Source organism: Caulobacter sp. Root1472 (assembly GCF_001426985.1).
Taxonomy (GTDB): domain Bacteria; phylum Pseudomonadota; class Alphaproteobacteria; order Caulobacterales; family Caulobacteraceae; genus Caulobacter; species Caulobacter rhizosphaerae.
This window is the reverse complement of sequence record NZ_LMFX01000012.1, coordinates 86,719-112,176: the sequence shown is the minus strand read 5'-3', so window position 1 is coordinate 112,176 and position 25,458 is coordinate 86,719. Positions and strand designations below refer to the sequence as shown.

The 25,458-nt window shown below is 67.0% G+C and carries 19 protein-coding genes; 7 read left to right on the top strand and 12 right to left on the bottom strand.

The features are described from left to right. Positions 1-92 precede the first annotated feature (92 nt). From ASD47_RS09465 to aguB, 3 genes are all read left to right on the top strand, one after another. Positions 93-2,570: a TonB-dependent receptor gene (locus tag ASD47_RS09465; protein ID WP_056755663.1), complete on the top strand. Its 2,478-nt coding sequence runs from the start codon at positions 93-95 to the stop codon at positions 2,568-2,570. Positions 2,571-2,726: 156 nt separating this feature from the next. After that, positions 2,727-3,731: an agmatine deiminase family protein gene (locus ASD47_RS09460; protein ID WP_056754959.1), complete on the top strand. Its 1,005-nt coding sequence runs from the start codon at positions 2,727-2,729 to the stop codon at positions 3,729-3,731. Continuing rightward, positions 3,728-4,606, top strand: a complete 879-nt coding sequence (gene aguB, locus ASD47_RS09455) for an N-carbamoylputrescine amidase (protein WP_056754957.1) — start codon at positions 3,728-3,730, stop codon at positions 4,604-4,606. The genes ASD47_RS09460 and aguB overlap by 4 nt, the downstream gene beginning before the upstream one ends. A 40-nt stretch (positions 4,607-4,646) precedes the next feature. Here the strand turns inward: aguB and ASD47_RS09450 are convergent, their stop codons facing one another. The 5 genes from ASD47_RS09450 to ASD47_RS09430 all read right to left on the bottom strand — a co-directional run bounded on the left by ASD47_RS09450 (position 4,647) and on the right by ASD47_RS09430 (position 10,937). After that, positions 4,647-5,867, bottom strand: a complete 1,221-nt coding sequence (locus tag ASD47_RS09450; protein ID WP_056755661.1) for a multidrug effflux MFS transporter — start codon at positions 5,865-5,867, stop codon at positions 4,647-4,649. A gap of 210 nt (positions 5,868-6,077) precedes the next feature. Next, complete coding sequence (locus tag ASD47_RS09445) at positions 6,078-7,904, bottom strand: sulfotransferase family 2 domain-containing protein (RefSeq protein ID WP_056754953.1); 1,827 nt, start codon at positions 7,902-7,904, stop codon at positions 6,078-6,080. A 175-nt stretch (positions 7,905-8,079) separates the two neighbouring features. Continuing rightward, positions 8,080-8,964 carry a hypothetical protein gene (locus ASD47_RS09440; RefSeq protein WP_056754950.1) on the bottom strand — a complete coding sequence of 295 codons (885 nt, stop codon included), beginning with the start codon at positions 8,962-8,964 and terminating at the stop codon, positions 8,080-8,082. After that, entirely contained in the window at positions 8,964-9,713 is a 750-nt protein-coding gene (locus ASD47_RS09435) for a hypothetical protein (protein ID WP_056754948.1), read from the bottom strand. The genes ASD47_RS09440 and ASD47_RS09435 overlap by 1 nt, the downstream gene beginning before the upstream one ends. 63 nt (positions 9,714-9,776) lie before the next feature. Then, the gene (locus ASD47_RS09430; RefSeq protein ID WP_056754946.1) at positions 9,777-10,937 is read right to left on the bottom strand and encodes a DegT/DnrJ/EryC1/StrS aminotransferase family protein; all 1,161 of its coding nucleotides are present in this window, start codon (positions 10,935-10,937) and stop codon (positions 9,777-9,779) included. 160 nt (positions 10,938-11,097) lie between these two features. On the opposite strand from ASD47_RS09430, the gene ASD47_RS09425 reads away from it, so the two are divergent. Continuing rightward, the gene (locus ASD47_RS09425) at positions 11,098-12,096 is read left to right on the top strand and encodes a mechanosensitive ion channel family protein (RefSeq protein WP_056754943.1); all 999 of its coding nucleotides are present in this window, start codon (positions 11,098-11,100) and stop codon (positions 12,094-12,096) included. Here ASD47_RS09425 and ASD47_RS09420 read toward each other — a convergent pair. The 5 genes from ASD47_RS09420 to ASD47_RS09400 all read right to left on the bottom strand — a co-directional run bounded on the left by ASD47_RS09420 (position 12,011) and on the right by ASD47_RS09400 (position 16,433). Next, complete coding sequence (locus ASD47_RS09420; protein WP_056754940.1) at positions 12,011-13,198, bottom strand: PLP-dependent aspartate aminotransferase family protein; 1,188 nt, start codon at positions 13,196-13,198, stop codon at positions 12,011-12,013. The genes ASD47_RS09425 and ASD47_RS09420 overlap by 86 nt on opposite strands. A 117-nt stretch (positions 13,199-13,315) precedes the next feature. Further along, positions 13,316-14,716, bottom strand: coding sequence for a cystathionine beta-synthase (locus ASD47_RS09415; RefSeq protein ID WP_056754938.1), 1,401 nt, complete (start codon positions 14,714-14,716; stop codon positions 13,316-13,318). Positions 14,717-14,818: 102 nt separating this feature from the next. Beyond that, positions 14,819-15,052, bottom strand: a complete 234-nt coding sequence (locus ASD47_RS09410; protein WP_056754926.1) for a hypothetical protein — start codon at positions 15,050-15,052, stop codon at positions 14,819-14,821. Between the two features lie 131 nt (positions 15,053-15,183). Beyond that, complete coding sequence (gene fsa / locus ASD47_RS09405) at positions 15,184-15,837, bottom strand: fructose-6-phosphate aldolase (RefSeq protein WP_056754923.1); 654 nt, start codon at positions 15,835-15,837, stop codon at positions 15,184-15,186. Between the two features lie 35 nt (positions 15,838-15,872). Further along, a complete protein-coding gene (locus tag ASD47_RS09400) occupies positions 15,873-16,433 on the bottom strand; it encodes an HAD-IIIA family hydrolase (protein ID WP_056754919.1) in 561 nt (186 codons plus the stop codon). A gap of 121 nt (positions 16,434-16,554) precedes the next feature. Between ASD47_RS09400 and ASD47_RS09395 the strand changes: the two genes are divergently transcribed. Further along, positions 16,555-17,712, top strand: a complete 1,158-nt coding sequence (locus ASD47_RS09395) for an AGE family epimerase/isomerase (RefSeq protein ID WP_056754916.1) — start codon at positions 16,555-16,557, stop codon at positions 17,710-17,712. Here the strand turns inward: ASD47_RS09395 and ASD47_RS09390 are convergent. Next, positions 17,696-19,012 (bottom strand): mannose-1-phosphate guanylyltransferase, encoded by a 1,317-nt coding sequence (locus tag ASD47_RS09390; protein WP_056754914.1) that lies wholly within the window; start codon positions 19,010-19,012, stop codon positions 17,696-17,698. The two genes, ASD47_RS09395 and ASD47_RS09390, sit on opposite strands and share 17 nt — an antisense overlap. Positions 19,013-19,106: 94 nt before the next feature. Then, the gene (locus tag ASD47_RS09385) at positions 19,107-21,149 is read right to left on the bottom strand and encodes an NAD(+) synthase (protein WP_056754911.1); all 2,043 of its coding nucleotides are present in this window, start codon (positions 21,147-21,149) and stop codon (positions 19,107-19,109) included. A 199-nt stretch (positions 21,150-21,348) separates the two neighbouring features. Here ASD47_RS09385 and tkt point away from each other — a divergent pair, with 199 nt between their 5' ends. Together tkt and ASD47_RS09375 are read left to right on the top strand one after the other, a co-directional pair. Continuing rightward, the gene (tkt, locus tag ASD47_RS09380; protein ID WP_056754908.1) at positions 21,349-23,307 is read left to right on the top strand and encodes a transketolase; all 1,959 of its coding nucleotides are present in this window, start codon (positions 21,349-21,351) and stop codon (positions 23,305-23,307) included. A 95-nt stretch (positions 23,308-23,402) separates the two neighbouring features. Beyond that, the gene (locus tag ASD47_RS09375) at positions 23,403-25,421 is read left to right on the top strand and encodes a glycosyltransferase (protein WP_082564542.1); all 2,019 of its coding nucleotides are present in this window, start codon (positions 23,403-23,405) and stop codon (positions 25,419-25,421) included. Positions 25,422-25,458 lie beyond the last annotated feature (37 nt).

Below are 25,458 nucleotides of genomic sequence, written 5' to 3'. Positions count from 1 at the left end.
CTAAATAGGTCGCTAAAGAGCCTCTCAATGATATGGCCCGGCGGGACTCATGCACCTCGTCGCGGTTTGAACGAGGGGACTAGATCAAGATGATGACGAAAAAGCTCGCCTGTCTGGCGTCGACCGCTCTGGTCGGCTGCCTGCTCAGCGCCACCGCCGCCATGGCCCAATCGACCGGTTCGCAAGCCAACGAAGTCGACAGCGTGGTCGTTACCGCCACCGGTCAGCGCGCCGTCGCCGGCCAGATCGTCGAGACGCTGCCGAAGTCGCGCGCCTCGGTCGACGCCGCGTTCCTCGCGACGCAATCCACCGGCCAGAACGTGTTCCAGTCGCTGAACCTGCTGCCGGGCGTGAGCTTCACCAACAACGACCCCTACGGCTCGTCGGGCGGCAACCTGCGCCTGCGCGGCTTCGACGGCGCCCGCGTCTCGGTCACTTTCGACGGCGTGCCGCTGAACGACACCGGCAACTACGCCGTGTATCCGAACCAGCAGCTCGACGCGGAACTGATCGACCGCGCCAGCGTCAACCTCGGCACGACCGACGTCGACAGCCCGACCGCTTCGGCCACCGGCGGCACCATCAACTACATCACCCGCAAGCCCTCGCACGAGTTCGGCGGCATCGCCGACGCCTCGATCGGCGACGACAACTATCGCCGCGGCTTCCTGATGCTGGACACCGGCGACATCGGCCCGCTGGGCACCCGCGCCTTCGTCGCCGGCTCCTGGCAGAAGTACGACAAGTGGAAGGGCCCGGGCTCGCTTGAGAAGAAGCAGGTCAACGCCCGCATCATGCAGGACATCGGCGATCGCGGCGACTTCGTCAGCCTCGCGGTGAACTACAACGAGAACCGCAACAACAACATCCGCCAGCTGTCGCTGGCCGAGTTCAACGCCTTCGGCAAGAACCTCGACTACACCGCCACCTGCACCAACCGCGTGATCAACGCGGGGACCCGCACCATCACCGAGACCGCGCCGGCCGTTCCCGGCAACTGCACGGATTATTACGGCCGCCAGGTCAATCCGTCCAACACCGGCAGCGTCCGCGGCTCGGCCCTGTTCCACCTGACCGACAACGTCCGCCTGACCATCGACCCCTCGTTCCAGTACACCCTGGCCGACGGCGGCTCGCAGCTGGCGACCGTTGCTGAAACCGACGCCCGCGTTCGCGGCACGAACGGCGCCGCTAAGGACCTGAACGGCGACGGCGACACCGCCGACACGGTCGCGTTCTTCGCGCCCAGCGTCACGAACACCCGCCGCTACACCGTCACCAGCTCGCTGATCTGGGACCTGAACGAAGACCACCGCATCCGCGTCGCCTACACCGGCGATTATGGCCGTCACCGCCAGACCGGCGAGTACACGACGCTCGACGCCGACGGCAACCCGACCAACGTGTTCGGCGGCAAGGAAGGCCACGGCGCCAAGGTCCTGACCTCGGACGGCAGCTTCCTGCGCGCTCGCGACCGGTTCTCGATCGCCCAGCTGAACCAGGCCGCCGCCGAATATCGCGGCAAGTTCATGGACAGCCGCCTGACCGTGAACCTCGGCGTGCGCGCGCCCTTCTTCAAGCGCGAGCTGAACAACTACTGCTACACCCAGAACGCCTCGACTCTGACGGGCGTCGTCTCGGGCTTCACCGTGCTCTGCACCACGCAAGTCCCGAACGCCGCCGCGGCGGACGGCAGCGTCACCTTCGGCACCTCGGCGACCAAGTACATCAAGCCGTGGAGCGCCACGGTGAAGTACGACAAGGTCCTGCCGAACGCCGGCGCGACCTACGACCTGGGCGGCGGCAGCACCGTCTATGTCAGCTACGCCGAGGGCTTCTCCTCGCCGCGCACCGACAACCTGTACACCGCCACACTGGTGAACGGCGTCGGCTCCCCGGCCGACACTCGTCCGGAAACGACCAAGACCTACGACCTGGGCTACCGCTTCTCAAGCCCGACGATCATGGCCACCGCCGCGCTGTGGAAGACCGACTACCAGAACCGCATCGTGCAATCCTACGATCCGGACCTGGGCATCAGCATCGACCGCAACGTCGGCGCGGTTAAGGCCTGGGGCTTCGACACCCAGGCCGCCTGGGCCCTGGAAGAGTACCTGACCGTCACCGGTTCGTTCTCGTACAACAACAGCGAAATCCAGGACGATCTGATCAACGGCGCCGCCGCTGGCAACGTCATTCCGCTGTCGGGCAAGCAGATCGTTGAAACCCCGAAGTACACCTTCGGCGGCCGGGTCGACTGGGACGTCACCGACGCCTTCCATGTCGGCGTGCAAGGCAAGTACACCGGCAACCGGTTCTCGACCGACGTGAACGACGAAGTGGCGCCGCACTACACCGTGTGGGACCTGTCGCTGGAGTACGACCTGCCGTTCGCCAAGAAGACCTACGCCCAGCTGAACGTGAACAACCTGTTCAACGAGACCTACTTCGGCTCGATCAGCTCGCGTACCAACGCCCTGCCGATCGCGGGTGTCACCGGCACCGGCGTCCCGACCTACTACATCGGCTCGCCGCGCACGGTTCAGTTCACCCTGCGCACCGAGTTCTAGTCGGCCCGACACGGTCGATCTTTGATCTTGAGAACCAGGGCGGCCCGGAAACGGGCCGCCCTTTTTCTTTTGTCGCACCAGTTTGCTAGAAGGGCGGCTTGACCCCGGGGCCGTCCCGGCCCATTTGCGCCTCCCGTTTCGATCCAGGTTTCCGCCATGACCCCGACCGTCCCCGCCGAATGGGCTCCGCACCGCGCCATGTGGCTGGGTTTCCCCAGCCACGCCGAGCTCTGGCAGGAAGATCTCGACCAGGCCCAGGACGAGGTGGCCGCCCTGGCCCGGGCTCTGGCCGGTCCCGGCGGCGAGCGCGTGCGCCTGATGGTGGTCGGCGACGAGGCCGAGGCCGCCGCCCGCGCCCGCCTGGGCGACACCACGGTCGAGATCGTCCGCGGCCAGTTCGGCGACATCTGGCTGCGCGACACCGGCCCGATCTTCATCGAGACGGCCGGCGGCGCGGTGGCGGCCGGCTTCCGGTTCAACGGCTGGGGCGGCAAGTACCAGCTGGAGGGCGACGACATCGTCGCCGAGCAGATCGCCGCCGCCAGCGGCGCGCCCCTGGCCCGCAACGCCTTCGTCCTGGAGGGCGGGGCGCTGGACCATGACGGGGCCGGCACGATCCTGACCACCCGCCAGTGCCTGCTGAACGAAAACCGCAACGGCGACTGGGACGAGGCCAAGGCGAGCGCCGCCCTGGCCGCCGCTCTCGGGGCCAAGAAGGTGCTGTGGCTGGGCGACGGCCTGCTGAACGACCACACCGACGGGCACGTCGATAACCTGGCCCGCTTCGTCGCGCCGGGCGTGGTGGCCTGCCCGATGGCCTTCGGGACCGACGACCCCAACGCCGAGGTCTATGCCGAGACCGCCCGGACGCTGGCCGCGATGACCGACAGCCGCGGCTCGCCGCTGCAGGTCGTGCGCATCCCCTCGCCGGGCCGCATCGTCGACGAGGACGGCGAGATCATCCCGGCCTCGCACATGAACTTCCTGATCGCCAACGAGGCGGTGATCGTGCCGATCTACGCCGAGGAGTCGGGCGCCTTCGCCGTCGAGGTGATCCGCGGCCTGTTCCCCGAGCGCGAGGTGATCGGCCTGCCCTCCACCGCCATCCTGACCGGCGGCGGCTCGTTCCACTGCATCAGCCAACAGGAGCCCGGCGAATGACCCGCACCCTCAGCGTCGCGGCCATCCAGACTTCCTACGGGATGGACCTGCAGGCCAACATCAAGAAGACCGAGCACTTCATCCGCGAGGCCGTCGCGAAGGGCGCCCAGGTGATCCTGCCGTCCGAACTATTCCAGGGGCCCTATTTCTGCGTGGCTCAGGAGGAGCGGTGGTTCGCCGAGGCCCATCCGTGGCGCGAGCACCCGGTGGTCAAGGCCATCGCCCCCCTGGCCGGCGAGCTGGGCGTGGTGATCCCGATCTCGATCTTCGAGAAGGAAGGCCCGCACTATTTCAACAGCCTGGTGATGGCCGACGCCGATGGCGCGCTGCTGGGCCTCTATCGCAAGAGCCACATCCCCGACGGCCCCGGCTACATGGAGAAGTACTATTTCCGGCCGGGCGACACGGGCTTCAAGGTCTGGGACACCCGTTTCGGACGCCTGGGCGTCGGCATCTGCTGGGACCAGTGGTACCCCGAGGCCGCCCGCGCCATGGCGCTGATGGGCGCCGAGTGCCTGTTCTACCCCACCGCCATCGGCAGCGAGCCGCACGACCCCAGCCTGGACACCGCCCTGCCCTGGCGGCGGGCCATGCAGGGCCACGCGGTCAGCAACGTGATCCCGGTGGTCGGCGCCAACCGCATCGGCTTCGAGCCCTGGGACGGCTATCCGAACGGCGGCCAGACCTTCTACGGCTCGTCCTTCGTCGCCGACCATCGCGGCGACCTGGTCAGCGAGCTGGGCCGGGCCGACGAGGGGATCGTCGAGGCGACCTTCGACCTGGACTTCCTGCAGACCCACCGCGCGGCCTGGGGCTTCTTCCGCGATCGCCGGCCGGAGTTCTACGCCAGCCTGGCCAACGGCCGGCCGGCCTGATCGCCGCGCCGAACCCAGGGCAGAACGACGGGGGACCGCCCTAATGGACCGCGGCGCTCTCGGTTGCCGCGCCCGCCCCGGCGTGAAACATCCGGCCCTTCTCGGTGATCAGCACCGCCAGGAGCCCCGCGACGCCGAAGCCCGCAAAGCCGAGCGTCAGCGGAACGGTGGTGCCGTCGAACAGCTGGCCGATCCAGAAGCCGAACAGCGCGCCGAAGATCGTGGTGATGAACCCCTGCACCGAGGCGGCGGTGCCGGCCAGGTGGCCCAGCGGCTCCATGGCGATCGAGCCGAAGTTCGACATCACCAGGCCAAAGCAGAACATCATCCCCGCCTGCAGCAGCGAGAAGGTCCACAGGGTCTCGTGACCGCTCAGCGCGACCATCGCGTGGACCGCCGCGAAGCCGATATAGCCCAGCAGGGCGACATGCGAGACCAGCCGCATGCCCAGGCGTCCGACGATGCGCGAGTTGAGCAGGGACGAGATCGCGATGCCGCCGGCGATTCCCGCGAAGATCAGGGGGAACGCCTTGCCCGCTCCCAGCACGTCGACGAACACCTGCTGGGCCGAGTTGAGGAAGCCGAACAGCCCGCTCAGCACCAGGGTGGCGGCCAGAGTGTAGCCGACCGCCACCCGGTTGGTCAGGCACTCCTTGAACGCCGCCAGCACCGGCGTGACCTCCAGGGGCACGCGGTCCTCCGGGCGCAGGGTCTCGGGCAGCTTGAGCCACGACCAGGCGATCACCGCCAGGCCGAAGATCGACAGGACGCCGAACACCCAGGGCCAGGGGGCGACCAGCAGGATGGCCTGCCCCACCGACGGGGCGATGATCGGCACCCCCAGGAAGACGATGAACGACAGCGACATCACCCGCGCCATCTGCCGGCCGCTGTAGCAGTCGCGGACGATCGACACCGATAGCACCCGGGTGGCGGCCGCGCCGACCCCGCACAGGGCGCGGGCGACCAGCAGCATCTCGAACGAGGTGGCGAAGGCGCAGGCGGCGGCGAAGACCACATAGAGCGACAGCCCCACCAGCAGCACGGGCTTGCGGCCATAGCGGTCGGCCAGCGGGCCGTAGGCGATCTGGGCAGCGCCGAACCCCAGCAGATAGGCGGTCAGGATCCATTGGCGATCGTTGTCGGCGGTCACGCCCAGGGCGTGGCCGATCTGCGGCATGGCCGGCAGCATCGAGTCGATGGCCAGGGCGTTGGTGGCCATCATCGCCGCGATCAGAGCGACGAACTGGCCAAAGCCCATGCCGGCGTGGGGCGTCGGGGAGGTGGTCATGAATCCCTTGGCGCTGGCGCGACGGTTTCTTGGCGTGATGGAAAGCGCGGTTTGTCGCCCGAGCCCAGGCGCAGACAGCGCCTGGGCTCTCGATAGCAAATTTGCGCGCCGAATGCGTAGCCTGATGATGAGCGCCCGGCGTCAGCGGCGAACCGCACTAGCGCCGGATTTCGTCCCGCTTCACTCTTCGATTTCACTGACCTGGGCCTGGGTTTCGTCCAGCGGCTCGGCTTGCGAGGGCGCAGGCGTGGCGACGACGGGGTCGTGCTCCGGCAGCTGCGGCCAGTCGGCGGTTTCGTCCTGCAGAACTTTGAGACCGAGCAGTTCGATCTGGCCCTGCAGTGTGCTCAATTGCTGCTCCGCGGCGCTGCTCTGGCGGCGGGCGATGGAGATCTGCTCGCGGCTGTAGTTGGCGTCGTTCGCCAGGGCGGCCATGTTCACCCGGGTCTCGATCAGCTCGCGCTCACGGTCGGCCATGCCCTGTTCGGCGGCCATGCGTGCGAACTGTTCCCTGGCCAAGGCCGACCTTAGCATCGCGATCGTCGCTTGGGCCGCCTTGGGCAAACCATCGAGCGGCGAGGTCACGAATTCGGCCGGCCGGCGAAGCAACCAGAGTTTCAGAAGAGCTTCCCGATCAATGACTTCGGAAGCCGTTGGATCGAGACGGGCCCGCACGATGGCTTTGCCGAGCAGGCGATCGGGGTCAAGTTTGAAGCTTGCGGCCAGATCCTCAACCTGCTTCTCCAAGGGCCCCGCAACCGCCTCGGACATTGAACGCACCACTTCGAGATCGCGGAAACCCAACGGAGCCAGCAGGTTCCTGACGTACTCCAGGCTATAATAGGAAAGCTTTCGCCCTCGATTGGCCGGGTCACCGCTCCAGGTCACCTTGATTGGCGCCTCCACGGTCAGGGTTGGGACGCCGAAGACCAGAACGCCGCCCGGCTTGAGAACCAAGGCCGCGTGCAGCAGCTCGACCTCGGCCGCAACGCTAATTTCCAGGGAGTCGCACAGGACGACCGCGTCGTGCGCGGGCTTTTCGCCGCGCAGGAAGTCTTGATACGCAACATATTCGACTTCGGCGGCCAATCGATCGCGCCAGGCCGGCGAAGCCGCGTGTTCATGAGCCTGGACGTATGTGACCGGGCCATGGCCTAGATCCGCCGCCATATAGGCGAAATAGGGATCGTGCTCGCTGACCACCACACTGTCGCCGCCGGGCGGCAGCTCCTCGATCGCCTGGCTGAAGGCCCATTGCGCAGCCTGGTGACGCCCCGTCCCTTTGATTACCTCACCATCGTCGAAATAGTAGTCGAATTCGGGGTTGAGCAAAGCCGCGCCATTAATGTGTCGCAACGTCCCGCCATCAGACTTGCCGCGCAGGATCGACCTGACGGGTTCCGCTTCGCCAACCATAATTTCGGGTATCCCCGAATACTGGAAGCGAACATTGAACTCGTCTTCGCGCTTCATCACCTCGGCCAAAAGTTCGGCTGGCGCCTTGGCCGCCTCGCGGATGCGCGCGATCGAGGTCTCGTTGATCGGCGGGATGGACAAGACCGCCGGATCGAAGGTCTCGCCGGCCAATGCCAGCGCCCGCCCCAGATCGTCGGACAGGGATTCGACCCGGCCGACGAAGCTGCAATGGTCGACATAGGGCGCCATGGCCCGCGAGCATGGCCCCTCGTCGGGCCAGGCCTTCAGCAACTTGGTCAAGAACTCGTCGAACCGGTCCGAGGCGGCCACGCTGGCGGTTTCGGACGGCGACCATCCGAACTCCATCTCGTGCATCCAGTAGGACGCCAGCCACTTCAGGGGGTGGCGCACGAAACAGAACGTAAACGGCTTGTCGCCGAGACGGCCCCCGCTCATCGCCTGGGCCGGAGTAATGTGCAGCGGGGTCAGGCGCCGCTCAACCAGGCCCGACTGCCACAGAACATGCGAGACCCAGTGACCGCCCGTCCGACCGATGTGGTAGAAAATTGAGTTCGGCAGAACAACGGCCATAAGCCCACCTCGAAACCAACTCGCCAGCCCGACGCACCTGCGCTTAACTGTACGGTTGTGCTCCGAAAGGTCTGTGCCAGAGGATGCAACCTAAGATGCGCCGCCCGGAGAACCTTGACTGTTTTTCTTCAGGAAGCCAGACCGAATTCGCGGCCTGGCCATTCAAAATTGCCATCTAGGGCGCCATGACGAACTGCAAGCCAATCAACTGCTTCTCGCCTGAGCCCGCGGCTTCTGCTGACTGCCCCATGCTGGCGATGCGCAACAGAGGCTGAGACCCTGGCGTTTCGGGCGGCGCGCTTCGCAGCGAGGAGAGAACGGGCTGAGCGCTCGTCAAGGCGCGGTGGAACGCCACGGAACGCTCCAGGGCGAGCGCTGCGGCCTTTTGCCCTTCGGGCGTGAAAGCGTCCAGATTGGTCTGAGCCAAGACATTGACCACGGCCAGCTTGGGCCCGGCGTCTCCGCAATTCGCCACAGGCGGTCCGCCGTAGCCGAGGCAAGGCAGCCGTCGCGCCAGGCTCTGGGCGACCTGGCTGGCAATCTTGACGCCCTGCGGCGACAGCTGGCTCGATCCCTGCACGAACAGTTGCTCGGAACGAAATGTCAGGCCGCCGCTCGCCGGATCACCGATCTGCGCCACGCCGGCGTCGCGCAGATCCGCGTCCAGAAAGCCCATAAGGTCCCGCCGGGCTTCATCTGAAGACACCTCGCCGATCGCGGCCTTCGCCGGCGCCGTGAACTGAAAACATCGGCGATCGTCCGATGCGCCGGCGGCGCCATCCTTGCTCAGGACGGATGTCGGGAGGCAGGCGACGCCGGCGATATAGTCGACCTCGATCTCGGCGTCCCGTTTCTCCAGATGGGCGGCGCTCTGCAGGAGGGCCGCGGTCTCGGGATGCTTGGCGGCAACGAGCTTCTGCGTCGTGGCCCGGAACTCCAGCGCGAAATAGCTGAGCATGATGATGAAGATGAAGATCACCCCCACCATCATGTCGGTCATCGAGACATAGTAGCTTTCACCTTCCTCGACATCGGCTGTGCGGCCGCGCTTGCGTTGCATCAGGCCACGTCCACCCGCGCAGCGCCGCCGGCCAGGGCGACTTCGATACGCGTCAGCACCGCCAGCTGCTCCAGCATCACCTTCTCCGGCGGCGCGAAGCGGACGCAGGCGTCAAGCAGGGCGAAGAAATGCGCCTCCAGATGCTCGATGGCCTGCCGGCGGCGGTACGCGACCAGGCGCAGGATGATCGAGGCCAACACGCCGGCGATCGAGGTCCAGAACTTGGTGGCCGCAATGGTGAGCAGGTGGATCAGCGCGCCCTGCATCGCCGCTCCGCCGGTTCCCATCGCCGATGTCGCCTCCGTCAGGGCGGCCACGATGCCCATGAAGGTGATGACCAGACCGATCGCCACCATGAGGTTGGCCCACCATTCGAGCGTGCGCGCGGGGGTGTCGGCATGCTCGAAGATGTCGGTAGCGTGAACTGAGGCCGCCAGTCGGCCGTCCTCGGTGAGCGTGAGTTGGCTACGGTAGTGGGCCCAGCCCAGCTCCAGGGCGGGATGGGCGACCGCGCTCAACCTCTTGTCCAGCGCATTGAAGGCCTCGGCGAAGCTCTTCTGCCGATCCCCTCCCAGTTGTTCCAGCATGTCCGACCTTCGTCGCAGGTCGTCCCGTAGCGGCGAATATTCGAAATGACCCGACTGGAGGATCAATCCAACCGCGAAGACCAGAATCGCGCCCGCCATACCCAAGGCCGCGCCGGGCATGCCGAACACCGCGACCACGAACGACGTTACCGGATCGTGCATCAGAACCTTCGAATCAACTTTGGAGCCACAATACCTCTGCGTGAGGCGTGAATGGGGCGCAGCTTAACCGTTGAAGGCCCGGATTGCGTCGATAATACGCTGCTGATCGGCCTGCGGCAGATAAGGGTGCATCGGCAGGGCCAGCACCGTCTCGGCCTTGGCCTCGGTCACCGGCAAGCCGCCGGCGCCGCGCGGAAAGGCGGCATAGGGGGCCTGCACATGCATCGGGACGGGATAATAGACCGCCGTCGGAATCCCCTGGGTCTTCAGGTGGGCCGCCAGGCCGTCCCGGTTTTCGTGCTCGATCACGTACTGGGCCCAGACGGAGACGCCGCCGTCGATGACCTTGGGCGTGGCGATCACCGCGCCCTTCAGGCCCTCGGCGTAGCGGTCGGCCACGACCTGGCGCAGGTCGATCTCCTCCTGGAAGAGGGCCAGCTTCTCGATCAGGATCGCCGCCTGGATCGTGTCCAGGCGCGAGTTCATGCCGATACGGGTGTTCAGATACTTGGTGTCGTGATCGAAGGTCCGGCGGACCAGGTCGGGGGCCACCGCCTTGCCGTGCACTCGGAAGCTGTCCATCAGGTCCCACAGGTCCTGGTCGTTGGTCAGCACCGCCCCGCCGTCGCCGTAGCAGCCCAGCGGCTTGGCCGGGAAGAAGCTGGTGGTGGCCACGTCGGCCCAGTGCAGCGGATGCTTGCCGTCCAGGGTGCAGCCGAAGCCTTGGGCGCTGTCGGCGATCAGCTTCAGGCCCTCGCGGTCGCAGATGGCCTTGATGGCCGGATAGTCGGCGGGCTGGCCGAACAGGTCGACGGCGATCACCACCCTGGGCGCCAGCCGGCCCTCGGCCTTCACCCCGGCGATCGCGGCCTCCAGCCTGGCGGGGTCGAGGTTGAAGGTGTCGGGCAGCACGTCGACGAACACCGGCGTGGCGCCGACCCACGGCACGACTTCGGGCGTGGCCGCGAAGGTGAAGGACGGGCAGAACACCGCGTCGCCGGGGCCCACGTCCCAGGCCATCAATGGCAGGGCGATGGCGTCGGTGCCGTTGGCGCACGACAGCGCCAGTGCGGCCTGGCCGAACGCCGCCAGCCTGGTCTCGAACTCCCGGACCTGCGGGCCCATGACATAGGCGCCGCTGTCGAGGACGGCGGCGATGGCGGCGTCGATCCTGGCGCGGATCCGGCGCTGCTGCGCGGCGAGGTCGATGAAGGACATGCTCATGGGCGGCGCTCTTAGAGGCGGAACGGCTCGGGTTCGAGCCAATTGATGTAACCGACTGTTTCCCCGGAGCGAAGGGGCGCCTTTGGCGGAACGCGGCGCCCCCCGGTTCGTTGACGGCTCGTCGTTGACGGGTCGGGGCGGGGGCGCCATCGAGAGTTCCATGCAGACCAAGCCCAGCCTGATCCCCGCCGACGCCTCCCTGCCCTCCCTGGCGAACGTCAAGGCCGACGAGACGATGTTCGGCCACTTCCTCGACTGGCTGGGCAGGCTGGCGGTGAACTTGGTGGTCGCCACCCTGATCCTGGTGGTCACCTTCTGGGTGGCCGGCTGGCTGGCCGGCGTGGCGCGGCGCGGCCTGGGCCGCATGCACCGCAAGAACCCGGACCCGACGCTGGAAAGCTTCGTCTCGTCCCTGGTCCGCTACGCCGTCGTCGCCGTCGGCCTGGTGGCGGTCCTGCAGCAGCTGGGCGTCCAGGCCACCTCGATCATCGCCGTGCTGGGCGCGGCGTCCCTGGCCATCGGCCTGGCCCTGCAGGGCGCGCTGTCGAACGTGGCCGCGGGGGTGATGATCCTGCTGTTTCGGCCCTACAAGGTCGGCGACGTGATCGAGACCTCGACCCGCAACGGCACGGTCAAGGCGCTGGACCTGCTGTTCACCGAGATCGCCACGCCCGACAACGTCAAGGTGATGATCCCCAACAGTAAGGTTTTCGGCGACGTCATCCTCAACTATTCCACCCACCGCAGCCGCCGGGCCGACGTGGTGTTCAAGGTGCCGCTGAAGACCGACCTGGTCACGGTGCTGCAGAAGATGCGCGAACGGGCCGAGGGCGACGCCCGGGTGCGCAAGGAGCCGGCCCCGATGATCGAGGTGGTCGACCTCAGCGAAGCCTTCGCCCAGGCGGCCATCCGGGTGTGGACCGCCAAGGAGGACTACGGGCCCGTCAAGACCGACCTGATGCTGGCCGCCCACCTGTGGGCCGAGGACCCGACGCGGGTCCTGCCGCCCCCACGCCCATCGAAGGCGCCGGATCCGTCGCCGGCCATGCCCGGCGACGCCGAGCATCACCTGTTCAGGCTGCCCCACCCACGCCTAGGGCCTCGGAAAGGTCGGCAATCAGGTCCTCGCAGTCCTCAATCCCCACCGAAAGCCGGATGAGGGTGTCGGAAATGCCCAGGGCGGCGCGCTGATCGGCCGGGATCGAGGCGTGGGTCATGATGGCCGGATGCTCGATCAGGCTCTCCACCCCGCCCAGGCTTTCGGCCAGGGTGAACAGGCGCGTGCGCTCCAGCATCCGCCGGGCGGTGTTCACGTCGCCCTTCAGCTCGACCGAGATGATCCCGCCGAACCCGCCCTGCATCTGGCGACGGGCCAGGTCGTGCTGCGGGTGGCTGGGCAGGCCGGGATAGGTCACCCGGGCGACGTCCTTGCGGGTCGACAGCCACCTGGCGATGGCCAGGGCGCTGTCGCAGGCCCGCTGCATGCGCAGGGCCAAGGTCTTGACGCCGCGCAGGGCCAGGAAGCTGTCGAACGGCCCCAGCACCGCGCCGACGGCGTTCTGTAGGAACTTCAGCTTGTCGGCGATCTCGGCGTTGTCGCCGACCACCGCCACCCCCGCCACCACGTCGGAGTGGCCGTTCAGGTACTTGGTGGCCGAGTGCATGACGATGTCGAAGCCCAGCTCCAGGGGCCGCTGGACGAACGGGCTGGCGAAGGTGTTGTCGGCCACGGTGATCAGCCCATGCTTTTTGGCCAGGGCGGCGATGCCGGCCAGGTCGGCCAGGCGCAGCATGGGATTGGTGGGTGTTTCGACCCAGATCATCTTCGTCTGGGGGGTGATCGCCGCCTCGATGGCCGAGAGGTCGTCCATGTCGACGAAGCTGAAGGTCAGGCCGGCCGAGCGCTTGCGCACCTTGTCGAACAGCCGGAACGAGCCGCCATAGAGGTCGTCGCTGGCGATCACGTGGGCGCCGCTGTCGAGAATCTCTAGGATCGTCGAGGCGGCCGCCAGGCCCGAGGCGAAGGCGAAGGCGGCCGTCCCGCTCTCCAGGTCGGCGATGCAGCGCTCGAAGGCGAAGCGCGTGGGGTTGTGGCTGCGGCTGTACTCGAAACCCTTGTGCTCGCCCGGGCTGGACTGGACATAGGTCGAGGTCGCGTAGATCGGCACCATCACCGCCCCGGTGGTCGGGTCGGGGAACTGGCCGCCGTGGATCGTGCGGGTGGCGAAGGCCAGGCGGTTCTTGCCGGGGATGTCGGTCATGCGATGTCCTTGGACCGCCCTCGTCCTTCGACAGGCTCAGGATGAGGGCTATTGCGAGCGACGCATTCAACAACCTCATCCTGAGCTTGTCGAAGGACGAGGTTGCCGTAGCGCGTCCTACGCGCTCAGGCGCAGGTGATTGATCAGGTCGACGCGGGTGATCACCCCCACGAACTCGTCGCCGTCGCAGACCAGGGCCACCTCGTCGCGATCGAAGACTTCCGGCAGGGCGTCGACGCCCTGGGTCGACTGCAGCGTCTTGACCGCCTTGGTCATGGCCTTGCCCACCGGGGTCTTGAACTTGGGGCCACGGTCGTCGTCCGCCCCTTCGACGGCGGCCAGGATGTCGCTTTCGTCGAGGATGCCGACCAGCTTGCCGTGGTCGACCACCGGCAGCTGGCTGATGTCGCTGCTGCGCATGCGGTTGTAGGCGGTCAGCAGGGTGTCGTCCGGCCCGACGGCCACCACCCCGCCGTCGGCGTAGCGCTTGGCGATCAGGTCGCGCAGGTCGCCGTGCAACTCGCGCTGGTCGAAGCCGTGGGCGGCCAGCCACATGTCGTTGAACATCTTGGTCAGGTACTTGGCGCCCGTGTCACAGACCAGGGTCACCACCCGCTTCGGCTCGGTCTGCTCGCGGCACCAGCGCAGCGCCGCCGCCAGCAGGGTGCCCGAGGACGAGCCCGCAAGCACGCCTTCCTTGCGCAGCAGCAGGCGGGCGGTGTCGACGCTCTCGCGGTCGCTGATCGAATAGGCCTTCCGCACGAAGTCCATCTGGGCGTTGGCCGGGATGAAGTCTTCGCCGATGCCCTCGACGATCCACGAGCCGGCCTCGCCATAGGTTCCGGTCGCGACGTAGTCGCAAAGGATCGAGCCCACTGGATCGGCCAGCACCATCTGGGTCTTCGGCGAATGGCGGGCCATGAACCGGCCGATGCCGGTCAGGGTGCCGCCCGAGCCGACGCCGACCACCACCGCGTCGATGTCGCCGTCCATCTGCTCGAAGATCTCGGGGGCGGTCGTGGTCTCGTGGGCCAGCGGATTGGCCGGGTTCTCGAACTGGTTGACATAGATCGCGTCGGGGATCGACTGAGCCAGGGTCTGGGCCATGTCCTGATAGTATTCCGGATGGCCCTTGCCGACGTCGCTGCGGGTCAGGCGGACGTCCACGCCCATGGCCCGCAGGTGCAGGATCTTCTCCCGGGCCATCTTGTCCGGCACCACCAGGGTCAGCTTGTAGCCCTTCAGCGTCGCCACCTGGGCCAGGCCCAGGCCCGTGTTGCCGGCGGTGGCTTCGATGATCGTGCCGCCCGGCTTGAGGCTGCCGTCGGCCTCGGCGGCCTCGATCATCGAGCGGGCCACGCGATCCTTGATCGAGCCGCCCGGGTTCTGGTTCTCCAGCTTCAGGAACAGCCGGCACGGGCCGGTGTCGAGATTGCGGACCTCGATCATCGGCGTGCGGCCGATCAGATCCAGCGCGGAACCGACGACCGGAGGAAGGGTGGATTTGGGGTCGTTCATGGCGCAACTCGGCGACAGAGAGAAATGATCTCCCTATCTATGCCCGTTTCGCGAAAGCGCAAACATCGTTACGCGAGCTTGGCTGCAAGCGCGCGCGCCGCCTCAGGCCCCGCAGGCGGCGAGCCGGTCCATCCGCCATTCTCGGGCGAACTTGCGGCCGACGCCGGCGTCCTCGAACACCACCTTGCGGCGTTCGCCGGAAAGATCCGGAGCATCGTGGATCATCACGAACGGAAAGCCGTTACGGGCCAGAAAGTCCCGGACGAAGCCCGAGAAGCGCAGAGCTTCCTCGGCCGAGGCGATGCAGATCTCGACGGCGATGTCGGCGGCGTTCATGGGCGCGCTCCCGCGTGGTTGACAGGACCCTAACGCATGAACTCGCAAATGCGAACCTAGTTCGCAGCTGCACAATAAAACGCCCCCGGATTAATCCGGGGGCGCGCGATAATCAGGCGAAGACGATCGATCTAGAGGATCGATTGCCCCGTTCCGGCCCAATCCTTCAGGAATTGCTCCAGGCCCTTGTCGGTCAGCGGGTGCTTGAACAGGTCGCCGAACACGGCCGGCGGGATGGTGACCACGTCGGCGCCGACGATGGCCGCGTCCTTGACGTGGGCTACGTTGCGCACCGAGGCGGCCAGGATCTCGGTCTCATAGCCGTAGTTGTCGTAGATCGCGCGGATGTCGCGGATCAGGTCCATGCCGTCGAAGCCGTAGTCGTCCAGGCGACCGATGAACGGCGAGACGTAGGTCGCGCCGGCCTTGGCGGCCAGCAGGGCCTGGGTCGGCGAGAAGCATAGGGTGACGTTGGTCGAGATGCCTTCGCCGGCGAAGGCCGCGCAGGCGATCAGGCCGTCGCGGGTCAGCGGGATCTTGACGACCACGTTCGGGGCGATGGCGGCCAGCTTCTTGCCCTCGGCGACCATCGCCTCGTGGGTGGTGGCGGCGACTTCGGCGCTGATCGGGCCCGGCACCAGGTCGCAGATCTCGGCGATCACCTCCAGCATCGGACGGCCGGCCTTGGCGATCAGGGTCGGGTTGGTGGTCACCCCGTCCACCAGGCCGGTGGAAGCCAGGTCGGCGATGACCTTGGTGTCGGTGCTGTCGAGGAAGATCTGCATGGGCCTGCGCTTTGGTTCCGGAGGTTTGAGTTCGTTTATCGGTCCCGCGCTCCCCCGCCAAGGCCAGTCGCGGGAAAACGCTCGCCCAGGCTTTGGCGCAGGAAGGCCAGCAGGTCGCCGCCGGGGAACCTCAGCCCCTCGACGCCGGCCCGACGAGCGGCCTCGACGTCCGATCCCTTGTCGCCGACCAGCACGGTCTCTTCGGGCGCCAGCGCCCACTCCGACAGGCCGCGCAGGATCATGCCCGGATTGGGCTTGCGATCGGGATGGTCGGGATGACGATAGCGCTCGTCGACGGCGTCCTCGTGGTGGGGCGCGACATAGAAGGCGTCGATCCTTCCGCCGACCTCGGCCAGGCCCGCCTGCAGGGCGGCGTGAAAGAGATCGACCTGGGCCTCGGTGAAATAGCCGCGCGCCACGCCCGACTGGTTGGTGACCACCAGCACCTTGACGCCGGCGGCGTTCAGTCTCGCCACCGCCTCCCGCGCGCCCTCGATCCAGTCCAGCCGCTCAGGCTCGCAGACATAGCCGTGATCGACGTTCAACACCCCGTCGCGATCGAGGAAGACGGCTTTCAGCGGCGCTTTTCCGGACATGCTTCGCCTTACGCCAGGCCTCGCGGCGCGACAAGGCGGCCGGCGGACTTGGCGAACCCTGGCGGGACGGCCTAGAACGGCGAACCTTTCGAAACCGCCCCTTTCCGCCCAAGGACCGCAGATGACCGACGACTTCGCCCGCCTTGTCCGCCTGCGCGACGACCTCAAGGCCTGGGCCCTCGATCACGCCTTCCTCGTCTGGTGGGAAATCGGCGCGGACAAGGTTCAGGGCGGGTTCTTCGAGAAGATCGCCCTGGACGGAACGCCAGTCGAGGCGCCGCGCCGGGCGCGGGTCCAGCCCCGGCAGATCTATTCCTATGCGGTGGCCGGCCTGCTGGGCTGGGACGGCCCTTGGAAGCAGGCTCTGGAACACGGCCTGGACTTCTATCTGAGCAAGTATCGCCGCCCCGACGGCTTCATGCGCACCCTGGTGGCCAGCGACGGCTCGCCCCTGGACGACAAGGTCGACCTCTACGACCAGGCCTTCGGCCTGTTCGGCCTGGCCATGGCCAGCTCGGTCCTGCCCGAGCGCGCCGACCTGCCGGCGCTGGCGACGAGCCTGCGCGACGCGCTCTACGCCACGCTCAAGCACCCCATCGCCGGCTTCGAAGAAAGCGTCCCGCGCACCCTGCCGCTGCTGTCCAACCCGCACATGCACCTGTTCGAGGCCAGCCTGGCCTGGATCGAGGCCGGCGGCGATCCGCAATGGCGGGCGATGGCCGACGAGATCGCCGAACTGGCGCTGAGCCAGTTCATCGACCCGAAGAGCGGCGGGCTGCGCGAATACTATGACGGCGACTGGAATCCCGCGCCCGGCGTCGACGGCCGGATCATCGAGCCGGGCCACCAGTTCGAATGGGCATGGCTGCTTCTGCGCTGGGGCAAGCTGGCCGGTCGCGACGACGCGATCGCCGCCGCCCTGCGCATGATTGCGATCGGCGACGGCCCGGGCGTCGACCCGGCGCGCGGGGTGGCGATCTTCGCCCTGCTGGACGACATGAGCGTGCATGACGATATCGCCCGCCTCTGGGCCCAGACCGAGCAGATCAAGGCTGGGGTGCTGGCGGCCCAGGTGACCGGCGACGCGCGCTGGTGGACCACCGCCGCCAACGGCGCCGAGGCGCTGATCAAGTATTTCGACGTGCCGGTGAAGGGCCTGTGGCGCGACAAGCTTCGGGCCGACGGGACCTTCGTTGATGAAGCCGCCCCCGCCAGCTCGTTTTACCACATCGTCTGCGCGATCCTGGAGCTGGACCGGGCGGTCAGCTCCAGGTCGTGACCAGGACCGACGTGGCGAGGTTCGCCTTGACCAGGGTGGGTGAGCGGAGATCTTCGCGAGCGCCAGTCGGGTAGCGTTCGGACGCCCCAACCAGTTCGCCGTCCAGCACCTGGATGGAGCAGGCCGGCAGGTCGGCGACCGCGCCGGCCTCCATGCGCCAGAGCTGGACCACCGCCTGCGACGTGCTGGTCACCGGCTGGCGCTCTACGCCGCCGCTGAAGGCGATGGCGTGGCGGTGGGCGATGTCGCGACCGCCGGCCTTCAGCACGTCGACCAGGGTCTTGACCGCCTGGGCGTCGTCGCGTCGGCAGACCAGGACCGCGTCAGGCTCGGCGACGATCAGCAGATCCTCCACGCCGATGGCTCCGACGAACGGGCCGGACGAGCGGGCGAGCACGTTCCTGGTCTTGATCAGGTGGACGTCGCCGCTGGCGGCGTTGCCCTCGGCGTCGCGCATCGAAGCTTCCCAGATCGCGTCCCAGGCGCCCAGGTCGGACCAGGTGAAGGCGGCCGGCGCCACGGCGGCGCGGCTGGTGCGCTCCATGACCGCGTAGTCCAGCGACTTCTTGGTGGTCCGACCGAAAGCCTCGCTGTCGAGGTGCAACCGCAGGCCGTCACGCCGTCCGTCGTGAACGGCGCCGATGGCACCGTCGCGGATCGCCGGCTCGAACACCGCCAGTTCGTCCAGCAACGTCCGGGCCATGAAGGCGAAGTTGCCGCTGTTCCAGTAGTAGCCGTCCTCGATATAGGCCTTGGCCGTGGCCAGGTCGGGCTTCTCGACGAAGGCCGCGACCGCCTTGACGCCGCCCGGCAGGGTGCCGCCGGGCTTGATGTAGCCGAAGCCCGTCGCGGGCGAGGTCGGCTGCACGCCGAACGTCACGATCAATCCGGTCCGGGAGGCCTCGATCGCCACCAGCGCCGCCTCGCGGAACATCTCGGGTTCGGCGATGTGGTGGTCGGCGGCCAGCATCAGCATCACCCCGTCAGGCGACACCGACTGCACATAGGCCGCCGCCGCGGCGATGGCCGGCGCGGAGTCGCGCGCCTCCGGCTCTATGATTACGGTCAGCCTGACGCCCAGTTCCAGCGCCTGGCGCTCGACGAACTCGGCCATGGCCTGGCCGGTGACCACCACGATCTCGTCGGCGCCCGGCAGGTCTATGACCCGCAGGATCGTGTCCTGGAAGCTTGAACGATCGCCGATCAGCTTCAGGAATTGCTTGGGACGGTCCGCGCGCGAAGCCGGCCAAAGACGGGTTCCCGACCCTCCGCAAAGGATCACCGGATAGATGGCGGCCAAGACTTCCCCCACGCCAGACGCTTCGATTTCACAACCCGTGAGGTAGCACATCGCCTCCCCTGGACCAGAGGCATATTGAAGATGCTGGCGTTTTTCAGCCTAAGGCCGGGAGCCCGGCGTCGAGCTCGGCCAACCACGCATCCGCCGCGGCGTCCGAGGGCATGCGCCAGTCGCCGCGCGGCGACAGGGCGCCGCCGGATGAGATCTTCGGCCCATTGGGCATGGCCGAGCGCTTGAACTGGTTGGCGAAGAACCGCTTGAGGAACAGCGCCAGCCAGCGCCTGATCTCCGGCAGGTCGTAGGCTCGGCGGGCCGTGTCGGGTATCCCCGCCGGCCACGCGCCGGCGGTCGCGTCGCGCCAGGCGGTCCAGGCCAGGAAGGCGATCTTCGACGGTGCCATGCCATAGCGGGTCAGGTAATAGAGATTGAAGTCCTGCAGGGCGTAGGGACCCACGAAGCTTTCGGTGGCCTGGACCTCTTCGCCCGGCACCAGTTCCGGCGAGATCTCGGTGGCCAGGATGTCCTCCAGCAGGTCGCTGGTCGCCGCGTCCACGTCGCCCGAGGCGGCCACGAAGCGGATCAGGTGCTGGATCAGGGTCTTGGGCACCCCGGAATTGGGGTTGTAGTGGCTCATCTGGTCGCCGACGCCGTAGGTGCACCAGCCCAGGGCCAGTTCGGACAGGTCGCCGGTGCCGACCACCATGCCCTTGTGGTGGTTGGCCAGGCGGAACAGGTAGTCGGTGCGCAGGCCGGCCTGGACGTTCTCGAAGGTCACGTCATAAACCGGCTCGCCCTTGGCGAACGGATGGCCGAGGTCGGCCAGCATCTGCTGGGCGGCCGGCCGGATGTCGAGCTCCTCGGCGGTGACCCCCATGGCCGTCATCAGCTTCCAGGCGTTCGACTTGGTGCCCTCGGAGGTGGCGAAGCCCGGCAGGGTGTAGGCGCGGATGTCCGACCGCGGCCGGCCCAGCTGGTCCATGGCCTTGGCGGCGACGATCAGGGCATGGGTCGAGTCCAGCCCGCCCGAGATCCCGATCACCAGGCTCTTGGAGCCCGTGGCCTCGACCCGGCGCGCCAGGCCCTGGACCTGGATGTTGTAGGCCTCGTAGCAGTTCTCGGCCAGCTTGGCCGGGTCCGACGGGGTGAACGGGAAGCGCTCGATCGGCCGGACCAGGGCCAGGTCGCCGGCCGGCGGCGCGAAGTCCAGCGGCGCGATGCGGAACGGCGCCTCGGGCGGGCTCAGCGTCGTGGAGTCGCCGAAGCTGCCGACCCGCATCCGCTCCTGCCGCAGCCGGGCGACGTCGACGTCGGCCACGGCCATCACCGCCCCGGTCGAGAAGCGCGGGCTCTGGGCCAGCAGGTTTCCCATCTCGTGAATGTCGACATGGCCGTCCCAGGCCAGGTCCGTCGAGCTCTCGCCCGCCCCGGCCGCCGAATAGATATAGGCCGAGATCGTCCGGGCCGACTGGCTGGCGCACAGCAGGCGGCGGGTCTCGGACTTGCCGATGGTGATGTTGCTGGCCGACAGGTTCAGCAGGATCTCGGCCCCGGCCATGGCCTGGGCGGTGCTGGGCGGGGCGGGCGTCCAGACGTCCTCGCAGATCTCGATCCCGACGGTGAAGGCCGTGTCCCCAAGGTTTCGTAGCAGCACGTCAGTCCCGAACGGCACGGCCTGGTCGGCCAGATTCAGGGTGCGTCCGACCACGCCCGCGCCTGGGCTGAACCAGCGGCGCTCGTAGAATTCGCGATAATTGGGCAGGAAGCTCTTGGGGACCACCGCCCGCACCCGGCCGCCCTGGATGGCGACGGCGGTGTTGTAGAGCCGGCCGGCGTCGCGCAGCGGCGCGCCGACCACGAACAGCGGCGACAAGGCCTTGCTCTCCTGGGCCAGGACGGCGATCGCCGCCTCGACCGCGTCGAGCAAGGCGTCCTGCTGCAGCAGGTCGTCGACCGTGTAGCCGGTCAGGCCCAGTTCGGGCAGCACCAGCACCGCGACGCCGGCGTCATGGGCCTGGCGCACCAGGGCGAGCACGCTCTGGGCGTTGGCGGCCGGGTCCGCCAGCTTGACCTTGGGAACCGCTGTGGCGACCCGGACGAAACCATGGCGATAGGGCGAGAAGAACGACGGAGAACTCAAGACACCCGGCCTTTCGAAGTTATGCTAAAAATGAGCATAAGCCTGTCTCCAGCTATAACGCGTGCAGGCGTTGTTGCATAGCGCCCACGCAGGCGCTCCGGCAGAGCTCACGGGCCGGCTCGCGGGTTGACCCCAGGGGGTCATCGTGCGACTCGCGGCCTCGCGCAGCCCCGCCAGACAAGAACAACCCGGAACTCTCATGCCCGTTTCGCCCGTCAAGATGGCCGACGCGATCCGCGTCCTTTCCATGGACGCCGTCCACAAGGCCAAGTCCGGTCACCAGGGCATGCCGATGGGCATGGCCGACGTGGCCACGGTGCTGTGGGGCAAGTTCCTGAAGTTCGACGCCGCCAAGCCCGACTGGGCCGACCGCGACCGTTTCGTGCTGTCGGCCGGCCACGGCTCGATGCTGCTCTATTCCCTGCTGCACCTGACCGGCTTCAAGGCCGTGACCATGCAGGAGATCGAGAACTTCCGTCAGTGGGGCTCTCTGACCCCCGGCCACCCGGAAGTACATCACACCCCGGGCGTGGAGACCACCACCGGCCCGCTGGGCCAGGGCCTGGCCACCGCCGTGGGCATGGCGATGGCGGAAGCGCACCTGGCCGCCCGCTTCGGCAAGGACGTCGTCGATCACCGCACCTGGGTGATCGCCGGCGACGGCTGCCTGATGGAGGGCGTCAGCCACGAGGCGATCAGCCTCGCCGGCCGCCTGAAACTTTCCAAGCTGACCGTGCTGTTCGACGACAACAACACCACCATCGACGGCGAGGCCACGATCGCGGAGACCGGCGACCAGCTGGGCCGCTTCAAGGCCGCCGGCTGGGCGGTCAAGGCCGTCGACGGCCATGACCACGGCAAGGTCGCCGCCGCCCTGCGCTGGGCCACCCGCCAGGACCGCCCGACCCTGATCGCCTGCAAGACCCTGATCTCCAAGGGCGCGGGCCCCAAGGAAGGCGACCCCCACAGCCACGGCTACACCCTGTTCGACGACCAGATCCGCGACGCGCGCCTGGCCATGGGCTGGGACGCCGCGCCGTTCACCGTGCCCGAGGAGATCGCCAAGGCCTGGAAGAGCGTCGGCCGCCGCGGCGCCCGCATCCGCAAGGCCTGGGAAGCGACTGTGCAGGCCTCGCCCTTGGCCGAAGATTTCGCCCGCGCCATGAAGGGCCAGCTGCCGGCCGACGCCTTCAAGGCGCTGGACGCCCACATCGCCGAGGCGGCCAGAACCAAGCCAGGCAACGCCACCCGCGTGCACTCGGGCGCGGCGCTGGACCAGCTGATCCCGACGGTCACGGACATGATCGGCGGCTCGGCCGACCTGACCGGCTCGAACAACACCTTCGTCAAGGGCATGAAGCCGTTCGACGCCCCCGACTACGCCGGCCGGTACGTGCACTATGGCGTGCGCGAGTTCGGCATGGCTGCGGCGATGAACGGCATGGCCCTGCACGGCGGCGTCATCCCCTATTCGGGCACCTTCCTGGCCTTCGCCGACTACAGCAGGCCGGCCATCCGGCTGGGGGCCCTGATGGGCGCCAAGGTCATTCACGTGATGACCCACGACTCCATCGGCCTGGGCGAGGACGGCCCCACCCACCAGCCGGTCGAGCACGTGGCCAGCTTGCGCGCCATTCCCAACCTGCTGGTCTTCCGCCCGGCCGACGCGGTCGAGACCGCCGAGTGCTGGAAGATCGCCCTCGAGCAGGCCGCCACCCCGTCGGTGATGTGCCTGTCGCGCCAGAAGGTTCCGGGCGTTCGCGACACGGCCGCCGAGAACCTGTCGGCCAGGGGCGCCTACGAGCTGCTGGCCGCCGAGGGCGGTGAAGCCGCCGTGACGATCTTCGCCTCGGGCACGGAAGTCTCGGTCGCCGTGGCGGCGCGCGACATCCTGCAGGCGCGGGGCAAGCCGACCCGGGTTGTGTCCACCCCATGCTGGGAACTTTTCGAACAGCAGGACGCCAACTATAAACAAGCTGTAATCGGGACCGCCCCGACCCGGATCGCCGTAGAGGCCGCTGTTCGTCAGGGCTGGGAACGTTTCATCGGCGAGGACGGAAAATTCGTCGGCATGGCGGGTTTTGGAGCCTCCGCGCCATTCGAAACGCTGTATCTCAACTTTGACATCACCCCGCAGCATGTCGCCAACTTAGGTTGACGTCGCTTATGGTCATGTCTAATAACTCTTAAATCTTTGCGCGCCGACTTGGGGGTTACTTGTCTTCTCCGGAAATATCACCGAGCTTGGTGAGTATGGCTCCCAATGGCTCACCTGAAGGCAAGCTTAAAGGTGCTTTTTGGCCCGTAGCCGAAGAGCATGAACTTGAATACTTGAAGCGATTCAAGAAAAAGATTGGCATTATCCGACTTTGGCCCAATCAAGCGGCCGCCGAACACGAAAGCATAGAAAGATTTCGACGCGCCGCTGAAGTACTAGGCATAGAGCTCGTCGAAGTCGATTCTCTTGGGTTTATGCTTTACGGCCCTCGCAGGGTGGTGACCCATGAGGATGTGGATTTTGTAATATCTCTTCATTACGAAACCCCCAAGGCATACGACTGCTTTTCCTGGGGCGCCCTGTGGAATCCGATCGACTTCTACGTCGAATGGGGCGTTTCGCCCTACCTTGACCATCAGTTCTCGCATGACGGCTACTTTCTGTGCGGATCGATGGCGGTCGAGGCCATGGCGCGCACTGAACTGGGCGACCGCTACGAGACGTCGCCGTTCGTGGATGTAAACCACACGCTGGCGGGACCGATCTATCCGCCCCGGCCCAAGACGGATCGGCGAGTGGCGTATTGCGGCATCAATTGGGAGCGGCTGTCCGGCAAGAAGGGGCGTTTCGACGACCTCTTGAAGGCGCTGGACCGTCGGCACGTGCTGGACATCTATGGTCCCGCCAATGTGCGAGGCGTCGCCGTCTGGGAGGGCTTCGACGGCTACAGGAACGCCGTGCCGTTCGACGGCGTGTCCATGATGGGCGAACTGGCGCAGAGCGGCGCCGTGCTGGCCCTGTCGTCTCCCGCCCACATCCGCTCCGGCGTCATGTCCAACCGGCTGTTCGAAGCCGCGGCGGCGGGCGCCTTGGTGTTCTCGGACAACAATCCGTTCATCGAGCGCTTCTTCAAGGACGAGGTCATTCAGCTGGACCTGTCGGGCTCGGCGGAGGACCAGGCGCAGCAGATCGAACTCAAGCTACGCCACTATAACGAACACCCCGAGGAGGCGCTTGAGAAGTGTCAGGCCTTGCAACGCAAGTTCCTGACCCAATACAGCCTTCATCGGCAACTTCTGGACGTGTATCGGCGCTTCGGCCAATGGGAGGACGAGCAGCGCTCACTGGCGGAAATCGATGTCGGGTCGCTAGAATTCGTCATTCTGAATACTGACGAGAAATCCCCCTTCCCCGGGGATCTGATCCGCGATCTGGCGGCGCAAAACTACAAGAACGTCAAGATCACGCTGGTCACCTCTGGCGACAAGCTGGACGAGACGCGGATCCGTCAGAGCCTGCCGGGCGTCGACCTGCGCATTGTCACCTACTGGAAAAAGGGCGCCAGCCGCCGCGACGTGGGCATGGCCGTCTCGACGGTGCTCGCCACGGGAGCGTCGGACTACTACACCTTGCTCCTGGGCCACGAACGGGTCTTCCGGAGCTACGCCCGCGATATGCTGACCGTGGCCGGCGAAGGCCGGGTAGGCGCCGTGTGCGGCATGCTCGTGCGCCACTACGACTCTGCTCAGCGGGAGTTCGAGGGCGTCGAGCACGTCAACTATGTCCGGGCGGAAGCGCAGCGGCCGCAGCCGAACCTGACCCTGGGACATATGATCCTCAATCGCCAGGTGTTGCTGCGCGCGGCCGGAGCGATGCAGTTCATGAACTGGCCAGGCCTGATCAAACTGCTGGAGCGCGCCGGCGCGAACAAGCTGGCGGTGATCGACAAGCCCCTGCTCTCGGGAAATCTGAAGGATTTCGAACGACGCGGCGCGCTGAACGAAGAAATCTACGAGCCTGGCAAGGCCACGGCCGTCACCACGCGCTACCTCATTCACGCCGGCGGGCGTTCGGGCCACGTCGAGGTCTACCGCCAGACCGAAGCCGTGTCGCGTCAGGCGATCCTGGCCCTGTCGGAGGACGAGCGGCGCCTGATCACGATTGATCTTCTGAAGACGCTTCCCGTTCCAACTTGGTTTAAGAACGGAGTGGGTCGAATGATCCGCCTCGTCATGGGCATTCGTCGCCCCCCGCCGCCTCGCCCGAGCGCCTAGACTGACGCGTTCGCCACTTCGCCTGCACTCAAGCTTA